The sequence below is a fragment of the Brevibacillus sp. YAE8 genome (assembly GCF_057543335.1).
Window position 1 is genome coordinate 429,191 of sequence record NZ_BAAIYG010000001.1, and the last position, 16,295, is coordinate 445,485.

The window sequence follows — 16,295 nt, forward strand, 5'->3', positions numbered from 1 at the left end:
ACCACGCTTGCCATTAACGTATCATGCCGGGTCTTGCGGGGAATAGTTTTCGTGCATAAGGTATATTTAGAAAATTTTAAACTTTTTGTTCATATTGTTCATGCCCGCTCTTGCAAAAAACGGTACTTTCTCTCCGGCCTGCCGACACTGCCGTAGATCAGGTCGGCTCGCGCCTTTTTTTCCTGCACCAGATGCTCCAGGTAGCGCCGAGCCGTCGTCCGGCTGGTGCCGATCTCGCGGCCGATCTCCTCTGCCGAGACACCTTTGTCGCCTGTCTGCCTGATCGCCTCGATCACTTTTTCCAGTGTCAACTGGTCAATGCCTTTTGGCACGGCTGACTCGCGCATTTTCGCCTGGATCGGCCGCCTGGTCAGCATCTGGTCGATGACATCCTGATCGACCTCTGTCGCCTCTCGCGTCCGTGCCAGATGGGCGCGATAGCTCTCCAGCCGCTCGCGAAAGCGCTCGAACACAAGCGGCTTGACGATGTAGTCAAAAACGCCGCCGCGCAGCGCTTCCTGGACCATCTCCATCTCCTTGGCTGCCGTAATCATGATGATGTCCACCTCGCGATAATGCTGGCGGATGTACCAGACCAGCTCTGTGCCGAGCATATCGGGCAAGTACACGTCCAGCAAAACCAGATCGGGACGTATGGCGGCGAACAGCTCTTTGGCGTCGCTGCCGTTAGTGGCGGTGGCAATCACTTCGAATCCCTCGATCTTGCTCACGAATCTTCGGTTAATGTCAATAATCCGCAAATCGTCCTCGACGATCAGCACTTCAAGCTTCTTCACTGCCAGTCCTCCCTTCTCGCGGCAAGGAAACGGTGAACAGCGCGCCGCCATAGTCGCTTTTTCCGACGACGATGTAGCCGCCCATCTCTTCGATGATTCCGCGCACTTTTGCCAAGCCAAGCCCCCGCTCCTCGCCCGCTTTCGTCGAAAACCCGTCTTCAAAAATGGTCTCGCGCCATGCGTCAGGCACTCCCGGCCCGGAGTCGGCTATCTCAAACAGCAGTTCTTCTTCCGTGTCGGCCAAGTAAATGTCGACGCGCTTTTGCGAGACGGCTGCATCGTTGACCGCTTCCAGCGCGTTTTGCAGCAGATTGCCGAGCAGCACGATCACCTGCTGGCGGTTGATATGCGCGGGAAGCGCTTCGAGATGGCTGTCCTGGTCGATCACAAACTGGACTTTCAACTCTTTCGCCCGGTTGTGCATGCCGAGCAAAAGAGCGCCAATCATCGGGTCCGGAATCCGTCTGGCGACAAACAGGATCAGCTCTTCCTGCGCCGATGTCTCGCTCGTAATCAGCTCGATCGCCTCCTGCACCGAGCCGAGCTGCAACAGCCCGGAGATCGTGTACAGCAAGTTGTGGAACTCGTGCGTCTGGGCGCGCAGCACATCCGCATAGCGCCGGACCTGGGACAGCTCCGAGGCGAGCTTGTCGATCTCCGATTTCGGGCGAAAGCTGCTGACGACACCGACGACCTTGTCCCCGAGCTTGATCGGCAGGCGGTTGACGATGATTTCTTTGCCGCTCGTGATCGTCTCGCGGTCGAGCTGTTGTTCCCCCGTCTTCAGCACCTCCGGCATGCGGCTATCCGGCAGCACGTCCAAAATGTGCTTGCGGTGAATGTCTTCCTCCGGCAATTCGAGAATGCGGATCGCTGCCTTGTTCATCATCGTGATCTCGCTGTTTCTGTCAATCGCCACGATCCCCTCCCGGACGGATTCGAGCACGGCGTTGCGCTCCACGTACAGAGCGGCGATCTCTTCCGGCTCCAGTCCGAGCGTCAGCCTTTTCAAATAGCGGCTCAGCCCGATGGCAAAGGCGATCCCGCAGACGAGCGCGATCAGCGTAATGAGCAGAACTTTTTTCTGGTAATCGCCAATGGCTTCTTCGATATCCTCCAGCAAAAAGCCGACCGACACGATGCCGACCACCGCGCCATTGTCGTCGCGAATCGGCACCTTGCCGCGCAAGGAAGGGCCCATGCTCCCGATCGCTTTGGAAATGTACGACTGTCCGTGGGTCAGCCCCGGCTCGTTGTCGCCGCCGACCATCGACTTGCCGATGCGGTCAGGCAGCGGATGCGCGTAGCGAATGCCTTCCCGGTTGCCCACGACGACAAATTCCGCTCCGGTTTGCAGCCGGACGTTTTCCGCGATCGGCTGGATCAGCGCAGACGGCGAGCTGCTTTGAAAAGCCCGGCGCAGTTCGGGGTCGTGGGCGACGATTTTGGCTACGCTCAGCGCCTTTTTCCCGATCTGTTCCTCGATCGACGAGGCTACGATGGAAGAGAAGACGGCCCCAACTGACGAAATAATCAAAATAATGCCGACCGTAATGAGCAAAATCATTCTCGTTTGCAGAGACATCACTTTTCGGGCAGTAGTCACAAATCGCTCACCTCTTGGTTCATCTTACCATCCCGGGCCGATAAAAAGGTAGCTTCATCGCCTATGTTCGTGTACAGTTAAAAGGGAATTACGGGGATGTGGAGGTATCTACAGATGCACGCGAACCTTCGTTCGTTCATAGAACAATTGCGCCGCGCCGGACAAGTCGTGGAAATCGACGCACCAGTCGATCCCCATCTGGAGCTGGCCGAGATTCATCGCAGAGTCATTGAAGAGGGCGGACCTGTTCTGCTTTTCACCAATGTCAAAGGAAAATCGTTTCCCGTGGTCACGAACTTGTTCGGGACCGTAGAGCGGGTCGACATGGCGTTTGGGCCAAAACCCGAGGCTGTCGTCCGCAACCTGGTGCACGGGATGGACAAGCTGTTGCCGCCAAAGCTCTCCGGCTTGTGGGAGCTGCGCGAGCCGCTGTTGGAAGTCATGCGCACGGGCACCAAAACCGTATCTGCCTCCCAAGCGCCTGTGACTCAAATCGCAACAACCGATGTTGACATGACCAAGCTGCCTGCCTTGACAAGCTGGCACCTGGATGGCGGTCCGTTCGTCACCTTGCCGCTCGTTTATACAGAGCACCCTGATACAAAAGAGCACAACCTGGGCATGTACCGCATCCAGATTTACGACAAAAACACGACGGGCATGCACTGGCAAATCCAAAAAGGCGGCGGGTTCCACTACCACGAAGCCGAAAAACGGAACCAGTCGCTGCCTGTTACCCTTACGATCGGCGGCCCTCCTGCCCTGATCGTCTCCGCAATCGCGCCCCTGCCGGAAATGGTGCCGGAGCTGGTCTTCGCCTCGCTCTTGATGGGCGACAAGCTGAAAATGGCGGAGGTGCCGAACCATCCGCACCGGATCGTCGCGGAAGCCGAGTTTGTGTTCGCGGGAGAAGTTCCTCCGCACATCAGACGCCCTGAGGGGCCTTTTGGCGACCACTTCGGCTATTACTCCTGGGAGCATGACTTCCCGGTGTTCAACGTGAAGCAGATGTGGCACCGCAAAGACGCGATCTATCCGGCCACCGTCGTCGGGAAGCCGCGCCAGGAAGACTATTACATCGGGGATTATTTGCAACGGCTGCTGTCGCCTCTCTTCCCTGTCGTCATGCCGGGTGTCAAAGCGCTCTGGACATACGGGGAAACAGGCTTCCACGCGCTCGCCGGCGCGATTGTGCGCGAAAGCTACTATAAGGAAGCGATGGCGCACGCCTTCCGCATCATGGGAGAAGGCCAGCTCACTTTGACGAAGTTTTTGATGGTGACCGATGTGCCGTGTGACCTGAGCAATTTCAAGCATTTCCTCGAAATCGTCCTGGCTCGCTTCCAGCCGGAGCGCGACCTGCTCATCGTCAACGATACGTCGAACGATACGCTCGACTACACCGGACGGAAGCTGAACCACGGCTCCAAAGGAATCATGCTCGGCATCGGCGACCCCGTCCGCGAGCTGCCACGCGAGTACAAAGGACAAGGCATTCCGAGCATAACCGATATTCGCGCGTTTTGCCCCGGATGTCTGGTCATTTCCGGGCCGAGCTTCAGCGAAAGGCCGGAGCTGGGCGAAGAGTTGCTGTCCTATCTCAACGAAAATCTGGCAGACTGGCCGATGATCTGCATGGTGGACGATGCGGCGATCGCCGAGAAGCAAAGCAGCTTCCTCTGGACCGTGTTCACTCGTTTCGACCCGGCTCACGATCTGTACGCCAAGTCGACGATTGTCCGCAACAAAATCCGCTACGAAGGGCCGCTGGTCGTCGATGCGCGGATGAAGCCTTTCTACCCGGATGAAGTAGAGACGCTGCCGGAAATATCGGCATTGGTCGACAAACGCTGGAACGAATATTTCCCAAAAGCATAGCATTGCCACCTGCCGTACGTCTGGAACGAATCGTTCCAGACGTTTTTTTTGCCCGGGAAAAAGCTGTACTTAGGGCTTCTTTCCCCCAATATAATGTTACAACTTGTATTCGAGACAACCTGGGGGCGGTTGTCCGAATGCCAGCGATTTTGTCAAAAAAAGGAGGGAAAGAAAATGAAGACGCAGGAAGATGCAAATGGAATTGTCACCCTGACAAAAGCAGGGGAAGACCTTATCAAAGACAGCTCGCTCTACAATGAAGGGCTGCGGCCGACGACGAAAGCTGAGCATTCGTGGACCGCGTACAACTTTGCCAGCCTCTGGATCGGGATGTCGATCTGTCTTCCCACGTACGCGATGGCAGCCGGGTTGATCTCGTTGGGCATGAACTGGTGGCAGGCGATCTTGACCATTATTCTCGGAAACTGTATTGTCCTTATCCCTATCCTTCTCAACTCCCATGCCGGGACGAAATTCGGCATCCCCTACCCTGTGTTCGCCCGGCTCTGGTTCGGCTCCAAGGGCGCTCACATTCCAGCGGTCGCTCGCGGGCTGATCGGAGCTGGCTGGTTTGGCATCAACTGTTGGTTCGGCGGAGCCGCCATTGATACGCTGCTCATGTCGATGACAGACTGGGCCAGTGTCCCCGGCCATCTGTGGATTTCCTTTTTCGGCTTTTGGCTCCTGAACGTATGGGTCGCCTATCGCGGTCCGGAAGCGATCAAAAAGATGGAAGCCTGGGCAGCGCCGATCCTGATTATCATGAGCCTGGCCTTGCTCGTCTGGGCGCTGACCAAAGCAGGCGGATGGGGGCCGATGCTCTCCGCTCCATCCACATTCACCTCTGCCGGCGAGTTTTTGAAGGTCTTTTTCCCGGCACTGACAGGCGCGATCGCCTTCTGGGCAACCATGGCGCTCAATATTCCGGACTTCTGTCGCTACGCGAAAAGCCAAAAAGCGCAAATCGTCGGCCAATCCTCGTCCTTGCCGACGACCATGGGCTTCTTCTCCTTCATCGGGGTAGCCGTCGCCTCCGCTACCGTCGTCATTTACGGAGAAGCGCTGTGGGACCCTGCCGCCGTACTGGCGAAGTTTTCGCCGCTCGCCATCTTCCTCGGCACGATCGGCATCATTCTCGCCACCTTGACCACCAATGTGGCCGCCAACATCGTCGCCCCCGCCCGCGCCGTGGAAAACCTCGCGCCACGCCGTCTCTCCTACGAGGCCGGAGCAATCATCGCCGGTGTCGTCTCCCTGCTCATGCAGCCGTGGCATATTTTGGAAAATTTCGGCAATTACATCTTCCTCTGGCTCGGTACGTATGGCGCGTTGCTTGGCCCGATTGACGGAATTGCGATTGCTGACTACTGGCTCGTGCGCAAAAGACGCATCCATCTGACGGAGCTGTACAAACCGAACGGCATGTACGCCTACAAGACAGGCTTTAACATGCGAGCGATCTGGGCCATGCTGATCGGGATTGCGATTCCGTTTGTCAGCAAGTACATCCCCGGCTTCCATATCATTTGGGACAACGCCTGGACGGTCGGGCTCTTGATTTCGCTTGCGATCTACACGTGGATGATGAAAAACGACGCCTCGATCATGAGCCAAAAAGAGTACGACCAGATCACGACACAAGCGCAGGAGTCGCGCGCTTCCTGAATCGGAATCCGCATCACGGCAAAAAAAGACTGACAACCATAACGGGTTGCCAGTCTTTTGCTTGTTGCCGCAAAAACACACTACCATTTGAATTGGCTGATCGATTCCTGCAATTCGTGGGACAGCTCGTTCAAATTGTTGCTGGAGCGGGCAATTTCCTGCATCGCAGCGAGCTGCTCCTCTGCTCCGGCCGAGACGGACTGCGTATGTACGGCCGCTTCCTCCGACAGCCTGTTCATCTCGTCCATGGCGGAAGCAACCTGCTGCACGCTCGCCGACATTTGCTCGGTCGCTGCGGATACTTCCTGGATTTGGCCTGCCACGTCCTTGGAGGAAACGACGATGCGCTCGAACGTTTTTCCCGCCTCCTGAACGGCGGCAGCCCCTTTTTTCGCCTCTTCGGTCCCGGCCAGCATGACGGAGACGACCTGGGTTGTCTCGTGCTGGATTTCTCCGATCAGGCGGGCGATTTCCCGCGCCGATTCCTCGGATTGCTCCGCCAGCTTGCGAACCTCATCCGCCACCACGGCAAAGCCCCGGCCCTGCTCTCCGGCCCGCGCTGCCTCAATCGCCGCATTCAGCGCCAACAAATTGGTCTGGGAGGCGATGCCTGTGATTACATCGACAATTTTCCCGATCGCTTCCGAGCGGACGCCGAGCTGCTGAACGAGGTCTGCCGCGTGGTTCACGCCTTGGGAGAGAGAATCAATTTGGAAGACCGCTTGCTGAATCTGGATATTCCCTTGCTGCGCATCATCCGCTGCCACTACCGATGCTTCGGAAACGGCGCTGGACGTGTCGGCAATCCGTTGAATGGCAACAGACATTTCCTCCATGACGCGCACGCTTTCCTGTGTGCGCTGGGTCTGCACTTCGGCCGTCGTCGCAATCTGCTCGACGCTTCCCATCGCCTGCTCTGTGGCCCGCACGGATTGCTGGGCGCTTGCCGACAGTTCCTCGGAGGAAGCTGCGACTTGCTCTCCTGCGACTTTTACTTGCTCGATCAAGGAACGGAAGTTGGCGACCAGCTCGTTGAAGGCAATCCCGAGCTTGCCGACCTCGTCTTTTGCTACGTAAGTCACCGGAGCAACCGCCAAGTTCCCCTGAGCCAAATCTTCCATGCGGCTTGCGACGACGCGCAGCGGATCGGCAATCATCCGGGAGATCAAAAATCCGAGTCCGCCCGCCAGGACGATCGAAGCTCCCCCGACGATCAGCAAAAGCAGCACCGCTTTTTTCGAATCGTCCCAGTTTTGCTGCTGCATCCGATCCGCCTGGGAAGACTTGTAGTTCGCCCATTCCAGTTGTTCCTGATTGATCCAACTGAGCGTTTTGTCCGTCGCCCGATAGTAGGCGTAAGCCTGATCGGTCTTGTTTTCCTTAATCAGTTGGACAACCTCGTTCTGGTCTTTGCTGTACTGTTCCAGAAGCTCCTTCAGCTTACTGACGCGCTCTTGTTCTTTCTCGTCCAGGCGAGAGTTCTGGAGGTACCTAAACGTCTGGTCGGCAGAGGCGATGCGCTGGTCCAGCTCGGCCTTGTACTGCGCGAAGACAGCAGGGGCAGGATCGAGAATCATTTTGTAGATCAACCCGTCAATAGCCCGAATGTCTTGTCGCCAGTCGTTAATCCACTTCACTGGAAGCAGTTGCTCCTCATACATGGCCTGCATCCGTTCCCCGGATACTTTCACGTGAAAATAACCCGTGATGCCGACGCTGCACAAGAAGATCGCCATCAAGACGACCAAGCTGAACATTTTGGCTCTAGTGCTGAGGTTACGTAGTAGATTCATTGCTGTAGGTAATCCTCCCGTGTCCATAGTAGTAAGTTGAAAAAGCTCGAATACTGTCCAAATCTTACCAAACTCTGGCGAATCCGTCGATAGTCTTGGGTGATTTCTCACACTTCGAGCACAGAGAGAAGCGAAATGTCTTCGATTTGCGCGTCAGGCTCATAGCAAACATAGTACGTAAGTTCCGGGCTGATCCAGTAGCGAATCCCCCGGTATCCACAGGCGAGCAGGTAGGCCCGCACCTCATCTCCGGTCCATTCCAGCCATTCCTCGTGCGCAAGCCCGGCCGCGCGCCGCGCCAGCTCATCTGCCCCGTGCCTGTGCCGCAGCGCCTCGCTGCGCAATTCATTTTCGCCGAAGCGCTCGTCCAAACAGAACAGCCCCGGCAAAGCCACCTGCTGCTGAAGCACGGCGGCTTTGTCCCCGATCGTCTCGGCGTGGCAGATCGCGTACTGTGCCGCGACGACCGGATTGCTCACCAAATAGACGCCCGACCCGAACACCGCCTTTGCGCTCGCTCCATTCGTAAACTGGCGGCGTTCTGCCCGTTCGTAGCGCTGCGCCCTGACTACCCGCAGCGCTTCCTGATACTCCACTCCGCGATAAACGGTCTGCTTCATGATCTGGCCGCTCCTTTCCGGCGTTTTTCGCAAAACCAAAATCGTGCCCACATAGGAAAAGGAGGAAGACGCATCCCTGGCGCCTCCCTCACCTCGTCTTACGGCAGCAACTTCACCATGTCGTCGTACGTCTCCGGGCGACGATCGCGATAAAATTGCCACGTATCCCGCACTTCTCTGATCTTTTCGCGGTCCATCTCCGCCACAATCACCTCGTCTTGATCGCGGCTGCCGACAGCGACAAACTGTCCGCGCGGATCGACCAGGTATGACTGTCCGTAAAATTCCCCCATGTTCCACGGCGCTTCCGTCCCAACCCGATTAATGGCGGCGACGTAGTAGCCGTTTGCCACCGCGTGTGCGGGCTGTTCGAGCTTCCACAAATACTCGGACAGGCCGGCGACGGTGGCGGAAGGATTGAAGACGATCTCGGCGCCGCCTAGGCCAAGCAGCCGCGCCCCTTCCGGAAAATGGCGGTCGTAGCAGATGTACACGCCGACTTTGGCGAAAGCCGTATCGAACACCGGGTAGCCCAAGTTTCCCGGCTTGAAGTAATACTTTTCCCAGAAGCCGCAGCCGCTGCTGCCCACCCCTACATGCGGGATGTGCTGCTTGCGGTATTTGCCCAGGTACGTGCCGTCTGCATCAATGACGGCCGCCGTGTTGTAGTAGGTGCCGATGCCGACCTTTTCATACACGGGCAAGATCAGCACGGTCCCGAGCTCCTTGCCCAGCGCGGAAAACTGCTGCACAGTCGGGCCGTTCGGCACCTCTTCCGCCGCTTCGTACCATTTCGTGCTTTGCTCCGCGCAAAAATAAGGGCCGTAAAAAATTTCTTGCAGACAGATGATCTGCGCCCCTTTGCCAGCAGCCTCCCGCACCATTTTCACATGCTTTTCGATCGCCTTTTCCTTGTGAAGATGAACCGGCTCGTCGCCGTGCACGTCATTTTTGGCCTGAATCAGCCCGATCGTCACTTTATCCGCCATCTTGCTCCTCCTCACCCCAGCATTTGCATTTGGCTATGGTCTGGCAAACGTCGACCGCTTCACGTAGCGGCCCGCCCCCGCATGGCCGACGAACTGCTTGTTGCGGACGACGAACGCGCCGCGGGAAAGCACAGAAATGACGTCGCCGTGAACCTGCATGCCTTCAAACGGGTTGTAGTCCACATTCATATGGTGCGTCTCCACCGAAATCGTCCGCTGCACAGTCGGGTCGAACAAGACGATGTCCGCATCGGAGCCAACCGCAATCGTGCCTTTTTGCGGGAACATGCCAAACAGCTTGGCGACTTTGGTGGAGGTGATGTCCACGAATTGATTCAGGCTGATTTTGCCTTTGCGCACGCCCTCGGAAAAGAGGATGGTCATGCGATCCTCAATGATCGGGCCGCCATTCGGAATTTTCGTAAAATCTCCGCGGCCCAGCTCTTTTTGCCCGGAAAAGTTGAACGGACAGTGGTCGGAACCAACTGTTTGCAAAATCCCGTTTTTCAGCGCGCTCCACAGTACGTCCTGGTTCCACTTTTCCCGCAGCGGCGGGGACCAGACGTATTTCGCCCCTTCGAAGTCCGGCTTTTCCAGCGCGGTGATATCGAGCACCAAATATTGCGGACATGTTTCTCCGTAGACGTTCCAGCCTTTTTCGCGCGCCTCGGCGATCCGGCGAACGGCGTCGGCGCAGGACACGTGCACGACGTACAACTGGGCATCCGCGAGCGCCGTGAGCGCAATCGCGCGGCCTGTCGCCTCTCCCTCCGCTTCCGGCGGACGGGTGTAGGCGTGGTAGATCGGATCGGTATTTCCTTCGGCCAGCGCCTGCTTGGTCAAATAATCGAGCACGTCCCCGTTCTCGGCGTGCACTTGGACCAACGCCCCTAGCTCCTTGGCGCGGATCAGCGTCTTGAACAAAATTTCGTCGTCGGCCATCAGCACGTTTTTGTACGCCATGAACACTTTGAGTGAAGTAATGCCTTCGTTGTTCACGACTGACTCCAGCTCTTCCAGCACATGGTCGTTGGCATCGGACACCATCAGGTGGAAGCCGTAGTCGATGACGGCTTTGCCCCTCGCTTTTTCGTGCCAGGTCGCAATCGCGGAGTGGAGCGACTCCCCTTTGCTCGTCAGGCAAAAGTCCACGATGCTCGTCGTCCCGCCGAATGCGGCGGCTTTTGTGCCCGTGAAAAAGTTATCGGATGTAACCGTGCCGCCAAACGGCATGTCGAGGTGCGTGTGCGGATCAATGCCGCCCGGAAGCAAATAGTACCCGGTTGCGTCGATAACCTCCGCATCCGTTGCTTGCAGGTCCGAGCCGATCGCGACGACTTTTTCGCCGTCGATCAGCACGTCTGCCTGATACGTGTCTGACGCCGTCACAACCGTCCCGTTGCGAATCCATTTTTTCATGACCTTCCTCGCTCCTTTCCCCTGCCGTGCATAAATGAGACATCCCGTTCCTCGTACATGCTATGCCGCAGACGCCCCATTCATGCCATCGGCCCTAGAACTTACGTCTCGCAACTGCCCCCGCCTGCCAAAGCAGCCTGGCGCTGGTTCCAGGAAAGCGGCGGCTTGCCCGTCGGAATCTCCACCATCTCGATCGTTCCTTCCACCGGACAGACAATCGAGCACAGGTTGCAGCCGACGCAGTCTTCCTCGCGCACTACCAACCGCTCTTTTCCCGTTGCGGCGTCCTTGACGATATCAATGCATTGGTGCGAAGTGTCCTCACAGGCGATATGGCATTTGTTGCAGTTGATACAGGTTTCTTCGTGGATGCGGGCGACTACTTTGTAGTTGAGGTTCAAATGGCCCCAGTCCGAATACGTGTGCACGGCCTTGCCGACGATGTCCATGACCGAGGCGATTTTGCGCTGGTCGAGGTAGTTGTTCAAGCCGTCGATCATGTCTTCGACGATCCGAAAGCCGTGGTGCATCGCGGCGGTACAGACTTGCACGCCAGTCGCACCCATCAGCAAAAACTCGACGGCATCCCGCCAGTTGGAAATCCCGCCGATGCCCGAAATCGGCACGCCGACAAACGGATCGCGCGCACACTCGGCGACCATGTTCAGGGCTATCGGTTTCACCGCTGGTCCGCAATAGCCGCCGTGCGCTCCTTTTCCGTCCACGTGCGGTATCGGCAGCCATTTGTCCAGGTCTACCCCCATCAGGCTGTTGATCGTATTAATCATGCTGATCGCGTCCGCTCCGCCCGCCGAAGCCGCCCTGGCAGTAAAGCGAATATCGGTAATGTTCGGGGTAAGCTTGACGATGACAGGCGTCTGGGCCACTTCTTTTACCCATTCGACCTGCTGGCGAATGAGATCGGGGTGCTGCCCGACAGCCGAACCCATGCCGCGCTCCGCCATGCCGTGCGGACAGCCGAAGTTCAGCTCCAGGCCGTCGACGCCAATCGCCTCCACTTTTTTGACGATCTCATGCCACGCCTCCTGCTTGTGCTCGACCATCAGCGAGGCGATCAGCGTATGCTTGGGAAACCGTTTTTTCGTCTCATCCATTTCCTTCAAATTGACCTCAAGCGGTTTGTCGGTAATCAGCTCGATGTTGTTGAACCCGAATACCCGCTGCCCGCCAAAAGTCAGTCCGGCAAACCGCGACGTGACGTTGATGATCGGATCTCCCAGCGTTTTCCAGACAGCTCCGCCCCAGCCCGCTTCAAAAGCCCGCTGGACCTGGTAGCCCGAGTTCGTCGGTGGCGCAGATGCCAGCCAGAACGGATTCGGGGATGTAATCCCTGCTAGATTGATAGAAAGATCGGCCATGATTGCTCTCCTCCATCTTTTTGGCGCTGCCACGGGCACGCCGTACTCCCCTGCTAGGTTCACGTGCTGCAAAAAATGCTTCTACAGTTCAGTCAGAATCTTCTGTACATTACTTCCCTAGACAAGCTGCTTCTGGTCGCGGATCGCCTTGTCGATGGCATAAGCGGCACGCTTTCCGTGATTGGCCGCGTCGACGACCATCGCGTCCGTTTTTCCTCCGCCAAAAATGACGTCCCCTGCGGCAAACACTTTCGGGTGCGACGTCCGGTAGGTGCCGTCCTCGACGGTGACGGTGCCGTTTTGATGCTGCAGGCCAAGCTGGTCGATCAGCGACAGGTGGCGATTTTGCCCAATCGCTTTGACGACAAAGTCCACCTCGATGAAAAACTCGCTGCCCGGGATCGGTACCGGACGTTTTCGGCCTTTCGCATCCGGCTCTCCCAGCTCCATCCGGATCAGCTCCAGCCCTGTCACGCGCCCTTTGTTCCCCAAAACGCGCGTCGGAGCCACGAGCCAGCGAAACTCCACGCCGTCCTGCTTGGCGAACTCGTATTCGAACTGGTAGCAGCTCATTTCCTGCACCGTTCTGCGGTACAAAATCTGCACATTGTCCGCCCCCAGCCGCTTCGAACAGGTCGCGGCGTCAATCGCCGTATTTCCGGCGCCGATCACGACCACTTTTTTGCCGACCATGTCCGTGGTAAGCGGCTTCGTTTTCGTATCTTCTACCAAGGCAATCGCATCCAGTACCCCTTCCAGCTCTTCCCCGGGAATATGCAAGGAAGGCACGCTGCTCATCCCCACCGCCAGCAACACCGAATCGTAGTTGGCAACGAGCTCGTCTGGCATGATGTCGACGCCGATCCGCGTGTTCGTCTTGATCGTCACGCCCAACGCCTCGACCTGCTCGACCTCCCAGAGCGATATTTCCTGCGGCAGCCGGAAAGACACGATGCCGTATGTGTTCAGCCCGCCCGCTTTTTCTTTTGCCTCGTAGATCGTGACCTCGTAGCCGAGCCGGGCAAGCTCTCGCGCCGCCGACAGCCCGGCTGGCCCCGCTCCGATAATCGCCACCCGCTTGCCGTTCGGATCGCCTTTTTGAAACAAGGCCGCGTTGTTGCGGATCGCCCAGTCGGTCGCATGGCGTTGCAATAGCCCGATCATGATCGGTTTGGAGGCGTGATTGAGCACACAGGCTCCCTCGCACAACTCCTCCGTCGGACAAACGCGCGCGCAGCTTGCCCCAACCGGATTGGATTCCATGATCGTCCTCGCAGAGCCGAGCAGATTGCCTGTCGCGATTTTGCGAATGAACGAAGGAATGTCAATCGAGGTGGGACAAGCCTTGATACAGGGCGCGTCGTAGCAGTACAGACAGCGATTCGCTTCATCGATCGCTTCCTTCGGCTTGAGGGCGCTCACCACTTCGCTGAAGTTTTTTTGCAGGTCATTCGGGACGCTCATCCATATACAGCCTCCTTGCCAGCTCGAATAAGATGCTTGCTATTAATCAATGTGCAACATCGCCGTTTTATGCTTGTTTCATTTCCTATCGCCATATGTTCGCAGTGAAATCAATCGCCGCTCGCAGTCATGAATGATTTCACGCCCGAATAGGCTAACAGTAACCACGTCGGCAAAGGAGTCTGTCACGATGAAGGACAACGCCCGCAAAATCGCGCAGGTCAAACAGCAAATCGCAGAGCTTGCCGCGCTGCTTGCCGAACTGGAAAACGAGCAACAACGCTATCACGAGCAGTCGGAACAGCGCAAAGCGTACATGTCCTCGCGGGAAATTCTCGAGCTATTGGAGCAAAAGCAGGTCCGCATCGGCAGCATGGCCACGATCAAACGATGGTCGGATCACGGCTATTTGGGCAAGGGCGTGGACGAACGGGAAGCCTTTCCGCTTTTGGCGAGCAAACAGGGCAACAAACGGTTTCTGTATCCGCGCGAGGCGGTGCTGTCGTTTTTGTACGAAAAAGGACTGCTCGTCCCCGCGTACGAAGTGCTGGACCGCGTGCAGCTTCGCCGTGCCAGCCGGGACGCAGACTGGGCATTGGTCACCGCTGTGTCGCGCCGTGACCTGCGCTTTTTCTACCAAGTTCAATTGGAGACAACGGGAGAAGTCGTGCTTCAAGTACCGGAAGAAGAGTTGTTTCTCCCGTAAGGAGGCACTATGGAACTGGCCGTCATCATGCTGGAAAATACCGCGGACAATCAGGAGTTGTCCCGACAAATTCGCGATTTTCACAAAAAAAGGGGCAGCCCCTCGCCATTCGTTTCAGCGAAGAACTGACCCATATTATTTTGGAAGCGCCTTGCCTGTACATACCGGACCCGGCGCAGCTCGATCCGCGCACGATTGTGGACGGACAAATCCGCGAGAGCGGCGGACATGGGGAAATTCACCCGCGCCACAAAGGAAAGACCGTCAACCTGCACCTGGATTCCGAGCTGGTTGCAGAGCTGGAGCAAATTCGCGCGCTCGTCAGCAGCAAGACACAGCATGAGGTAATCCGCGAGCTGTTCGTGCGCGGCATGCGCGCGTATTTGGCGGAAAAGGAAGGCGAGCAAAGCGAATGAACAGACAGCGGTTTGGTCACCTCCAGTACACGTGGAGGTGGCTTTATTTTTTCCAGGCAAGGAAGACGCGCTCCCCGGCAAGCTGGTATTGCACGGTGTACGTGCGGCTGTCCGCGCTCACGAACGCAATCTCCTTTTTCGCCAGGTCGAGATGCGTTTCGTTGACGTCAAACATCGTGATCGGCGCCGCCTGCTGCTCGTCCCAGGACAAAATGACAGTCGCCTTTTGCGTGGGTACATGGTAGACACCAGCCCCCATCATCGTTTCATAATAGATCCAGTTGTTGTCCAGCCAGACGGCTTTATTCAAGTAATGCCCCGGAAACAACTGGGCGACGGGCTTGTCATTCGGATCGTAAAAACGGATGCTGGCGGAGCTGTAGAGAACTTCCGAGTCGATGACTGCCACCGTTTTTCGGTCCGGCGCAAAAATCCCTTCGCTTTTCGCTTGCAAAAGATTGGCCTTTTCCTGCTCGATTCGTTGCTTTTCGGCCACAAACAGCGCATCTTCCGGGGAGATGCTCACATAGGGAAGCTTCGCCAAGGCAGGCAGCGCGTCTTTTGCCGGAAAATTGCTGTAGATCGTCAATGTCGCCTCTTCCGGCGCACCGTCGTAGGCGATTCCTCTGGACGGATACTCCCAGGCATACGTGCCGATTCCGTGCAGATGGTAAGTAAAATCAGGCTGACCCCAGGCGGCAAAAATCGAAAAAGGCCCGGAAGCAGCCGGCTCGGCGAGCTTTTCGCCATACGCTTGCAAATGCTGCGCCATATCGACGAGCGCCCGCGTGTCGGGAACGCGATCGCGGCGATAGAGGGAAAACGCCTTCGCTTTTTGCTCGGCAAACGTGACAAACAAGTAGTAATCCTGGTAAGAATAGCCGATCAGCCCGTACTCCTGTTCTGTGAAGGCTGGCGTGCCCAGCTTGCGCAAAATCTCCTGCTGCGACGTCTGAACGGTAATGCCCGGAACGATTTCTCCCTTGAAGCCAGGCTCTGCCAACACCCCGAACGCTCGCCCGTTTTCATCCCACTTGACGGCAATCCCCGCCTGATAATACACATAATCGTCGAACGACTTGACGGCTTGTCCCAAAAATTTGCCCAGCGCGTCCCGTTGCCATTGGCCGCCCTGGAACGCGTGGACGAGCGAAACTTGCGCCAGCTCCTGCGCAGCATTCGCTTGACCTGTTGCGGTCTGGCTCGGCGCAGTCTGTTGCAGGCCCGTCGCCACGCTGGCTGCCGAACCGATTGCCGTTGCGGTTGCAGCCAAACTAAAGCTCGTAAGCAAAAGAAACACATATTTCGCGAACACGGTAGTCCCTCCCCGATCAGCCTTTCCTTGTCTATCTATCCCAGTTTAGCAAAACATGCCGGATTTTTGCGAACATTTTCTCTTTGTTTGTCCCTTGTGAAAATGGCCACTGCTGGACAGCCTGAAGCTTTTGCCAGCGGGTTATACGTTAGTGCTCCATCCGGATCAGCGGGCGAGCGAAAAAAGCCTTGCTTCCCACTGCTTGGGCAAAGCAAGGCTTTTCGCTATTTATCCGATCCTCTCCGTTG

General features: G+C 57.0%; 13 protein-coding genes. 4 read left to right on the top strand and 9 right to left on the bottom strand.

Features of this window, described 5'->3' with window-relative positions; translation table 11 throughout:
• Nucleotides 1-98 precede the first annotated feature (98 nt).
• Nucleotides 99-848 carry a response regulator gene (locus tag AC27IT_RS01505; protein WP_051353885.1) on the bottom strand — a complete coding sequence of 250 codons (750 nt, stop codon included), beginning with the start codon at nucleotides 846-848 and terminating at the stop codon, nucleotides 99-101.
• Nucleotides 784-2,382, bottom strand: a complete 1,599-nt coding sequence (locus AC27IT_RS01510) for an ATP-binding protein (protein ID WP_206699192.1) — start codon at nucleotides 2,380-2,382, stop codon at nucleotides 784-786. Before AC27IT_RS01510 ends, AC27IT_RS01505 begins: the two co-directional genes overlap by 65 nt.
• A gap of 135 nt (nucleotides 2,383-2,517) precedes the next feature.
• Here AC27IT_RS01510 and AC27IT_RS01515 point away from each other — a divergent pair, with 135 nt between their 5' ends.
• Nucleotides 2,518-4,281 (top strand): UbiD family decarboxylase, encoded by a 1,764-nt coding sequence (locus tag AC27IT_RS01515; protein WP_310670536.1) that lies wholly within the window; start codon nucleotides 2,518-2,520, stop codon nucleotides 4,279-4,281.
• Between the two features lie 174 nt (nucleotides 4,282-4,455).
• Entirely contained in the window at nucleotides 4,456-5,946 is a 1,491-nt protein-coding gene (locus AC27IT_RS01520) for an NCS1 family nucleobase:cation symporter-1 (protein WP_025845919.1), read from the top strand.
• Nucleotides 5,947-6,026: 80 nt separating this feature from the next.
• On the opposite strand, the gene AC27IT_RS01525 is transcribed toward AC27IT_RS01520, so the two are convergent.
• From AC27IT_RS01525 to AC27IT_RS01550, 6 genes are all read right to left on the bottom strand, one after another.
• Nucleotides 6,027-7,739, bottom strand: a complete 1,713-nt coding sequence (locus AC27IT_RS01525; protein WP_025845922.1) for a methyl-accepting chemotaxis protein — start codon at nucleotides 7,737-7,739, stop codon at nucleotides 6,027-6,029.
• 107 nt (nucleotides 7,740-7,846) lie between these two features.
• The gene (locus AC27IT_RS01530; RefSeq protein WP_005830982.1) at nucleotides 7,847-8,359 is read right to left on the bottom strand and encodes a hypothetical protein; all 513 of its coding nucleotides are present in this window, start codon (nucleotides 8,357-8,359) and stop codon (nucleotides 7,847-7,849) included.
• 98 nt (nucleotides 8,360-8,457) lie between these two features.
• Nucleotides 8,458-9,348: a nitrilase-related carbon-nitrogen hydrolase gene (locus AC27IT_RS01535; protein WP_005830984.1), complete on the bottom strand. Its 891-nt coding sequence runs from the start codon at nucleotides 9,346-9,348 to the stop codon at nucleotides 8,458-8,460.
• A 33-nt stretch (nucleotides 9,349-9,381) separates the two neighbouring features.
• Nucleotides 9,382-10,767, bottom strand: coding sequence for a dihydropyrimidinase (gene hydA / locus AC27IT_RS01540; protein ID WP_238503539.1), 1,386 nt, complete (start codon nucleotides 10,765-10,767; stop codon nucleotides 9,382-9,384).
• Nucleotides 10,768-10,868: 101 nt separating this feature from the next.
• Nucleotides 10,869-12,146, bottom strand: a complete 1,278-nt coding sequence (gene preA, locus AC27IT_RS01545) for an NAD-dependent dihydropyrimidine dehydrogenase subunit PreA (protein WP_487091543.1) — start codon at nucleotides 12,144-12,146, stop codon at nucleotides 10,869-10,871.
• Nucleotides 12,147-12,263: 117 nt separating this feature from the next.
• Nucleotides 12,264-13,610: an NAD(P)-dependent oxidoreductase gene (locus AC27IT_RS01550; protein WP_487091544.1), complete on the bottom strand. Its 1,347-nt coding sequence runs from the start codon at nucleotides 13,608-13,610 to the stop codon at nucleotides 12,264-12,266.
• A gap of 190 nt (nucleotides 13,611-13,800) precedes the next feature.
• On the opposite strand from AC27IT_RS01550, the gene AC27IT_RS01555 reads away from it, so the two are divergent.
• Both AC27IT_RS01555 and AC27IT_RS01560 read left to right on the top strand, forming a co-directional pair.
• Nucleotides 13,801-14,316: a hypothetical protein gene (locus AC27IT_RS01555; RefSeq protein WP_327920033.1), complete on the top strand. Its 516-nt coding sequence runs from the start codon at nucleotides 13,801-13,803 to the stop codon at nucleotides 14,314-14,316.
• Nucleotides 14,317-14,456: 140 nt separating this feature from the next.
• Nucleotides 14,457-14,732: a hypothetical protein gene (locus AC27IT_RS01560; RefSeq protein ID WP_005830995.1), complete on the top strand. Its 276-nt coding sequence runs from the start codon at nucleotides 14,457-14,459 to the stop codon at nucleotides 14,730-14,732.
• A gap of 43 nt (nucleotides 14,733-14,775) precedes the next feature.
• On the opposite strand, the gene AC27IT_RS01565 is transcribed toward AC27IT_RS01560, so the two are convergent.
• On the bottom strand, nucleotides 14,776-16,047 hold the full coding sequence (locus tag AC27IT_RS01565) for a hypothetical protein (protein ID WP_327945182.1): 1,272 nt from the start codon (nucleotides 16,045-16,047) through the stop codon (nucleotides 14,776-14,778).
• Nucleotides 16,048-16,295 lie beyond the last annotated feature (248 nt).